Origin of the sequence: Eudoraea sp. (assembly GCF_049665975.1) — a bacterium.
GTDB lineage: Bacteria > Bacteroidota > Bacteroidia > Flavobacteriales > Flavobacteriaceae > Eudoraea.
Genome location: NZ_JBATGR010000043.1, coordinates 1 through 1,858, shown reverse-complemented (window position 1 = coordinate 1,858; position 1,858 = coordinate 1). Strand labels below are relative to the sequence as shown.

3 protein-coding genes are annotated in these 1,858 nt (G+C 29.8%); all 3 read right to left on the bottom strand.

Annotation, left to right across the window (positions count from 1 at the left end; genetic code table 11):
* The coding region (locus tag WBN20_RS01780; protein ID WP_424280490.1) for a RidA family protein at positions 1-386 on the bottom strand (386 nt) is incomplete at its 3' end.
* Between the two features lie 276 nt (positions 387-662).
* Entirely contained in the window at positions 663-1,214 is a 552-nt protein-coding gene (locus WBN20_RS01775) for a hypothetical protein (protein ID WP_424280489.1), read from the bottom strand.
* A 75-nt stretch (positions 1,215-1,289) separates the two neighbouring features.
* Positions 1,290-1,802, bottom strand: a complete 513-nt coding sequence (locus WBN20_RS01770; protein WP_424280488.1) for a GNAT family N-acetyltransferase — start codon at positions 1,800-1,802, stop codon at positions 1,290-1,292.
* Between the last annotated feature and the right edge of the window lie 56 nt (positions 1,803-1,858).

Below are 1,858 nucleotides of genomic sequence, written 5' to 3'. Positions count from 1 at the left end.
AGAAATAAAGACATATTAGTCGTAAATACATTTTCAACAATAACATCGTCAAAAGTGCAACCGTAATGCTTTAATATCTTATCCAGATCTGCGTAGCAATTTTTCATTTGTTGTTCAAAATCTCCTAAAGCTGTAGGATTGCCGTCATTATCCATACTTACAGCACCTGAAATTTTAATGTCATTGCCAATTTTCACAGCATGAGAATATCCATAGGCTTTTTCAGTTTCAGGACGAAGCAGAAAATATTCGGGCTCTTCAACTTCAACTATTTGTTCTTTTTCAGCTTCCTTAGGTGCCTGATTGCAGCTCTGAATTAGTAATGCAAAAACACATAGAGCAGTAAGAAATGTTAAATGGTTTAAAAGGAGGTGTTTTTTTTTCATGTTTTAAAGTGTAATATGTGATTGATTTTTTTGAATCGGCTTTATTATTGGTTTAAAAACCCTAAGTTAATGAAACTTTAATATTATTTGCTGATCTATTTGCCTCATATGTAAATATTTTGAAATTATCTACTCGAGTGAATAAATGGGAAAAAATGTGCTTAGTTATAATCCAATTACCGGAGAATATCTGGGTTGTATTCCGCTATCCGACATTGGGAATACCTGGAGTTTATAGAATATGAACAAACATCTTCTAATTTCTTTCTAATATTTCTAAGCCTTAATACTAGTTTTTGTTTCATCCAAAACTCTCTTCATTAATATAGGACCAATTACTATATAAATTAAAGCTGTATATAGTCCGGAAAAATATTCTCCAACATAAATTGATATCAGGATATGTCCAATAGAATTCAATAATACTCCTACAAGGATGAAAAAAAGGGGAATTATCATCAACTCCTTTATTTGCTTAAACAAAAAGATTCCTCCAATTATAAAAATGAAATAGGCCACCATATTAAAGATTAACCAATAGTCTAATGGGTATGCTACCTGACCTAATAATTTGGGGACTTCTGTAATAAAATCCGTTAAATATTCTTCTGTAAAGTGGAGAAATTGAATTCCCAATAACAATAAGTATAAGGGTAATATTCTTTCAGGATTTGGTGTCTTCTTATAAAATGTATTTAAATAAACTAAATAGGTAAGAATAATTCCGGGTATAAATACTATTACTGAAGTAAGCGTTGAAGAAACAATTATGAAAATTACAATTAGTATGATTACAATTACTAAGGGGATTAATATATACCTGTTCATCTTCATTATCTTAATCTTACTAAACCTCTATGGGTATCATCTATTTTCTAAAATAATTTTTTTTATAATGCAGCATTAGAATTCGTTTAACTTAAAGTATCTGTGTTCATCTATAAAATTAGCATTCTTGAATACGGCCTTTTTAAAAACACCTTCTTTTTTATATCCGTTAATTTCAAGCACCTTCATTGAAACCATATTAAATTCAAAGACACCAGCATAAATTCGAACCAATTTTAAGTCCTCAAACCCATATTTGGTAATTAATTTAATGGCTTTTGTTGCAATTCCTTTACCCCAATAGGGCTCTCCAATCCAATAACCAATTTCTGCTGATTTTCTGTAAACATCCTTTTGAATAATTAATCCTATTACGCCGCAAAGATCGCCTTCGTATTCTATTCCGAAATTTTGTTTAGGTTTTTCTTCAACTACTGAGTTTATAAAAATCTTTGCATCACTTTCATTATAGGGATAAGGAAAAGAATCTCTTAAATTAACGCATATATTCTCATTATTGGCAAGTTTTGCTAATTGAGAAATATCAGATAGATGGAGTTCTCTTAATATTACTTCTTTTGGATTCAATAGTTATTTTTCTTTCGATTAAGTGGTTTTAAGGGATACCTGTTTTTATACCGTAT

What these genes read in the sequence shown, in the direction of transcription:
- WBN20_RS01775 (WP_424280489.1), bottom strand. Translation starts at nt 1,214, where the DNA reads ATGAACAGGTATATATTAATCCCCTTAGTAATTGTAATCATACTAATT.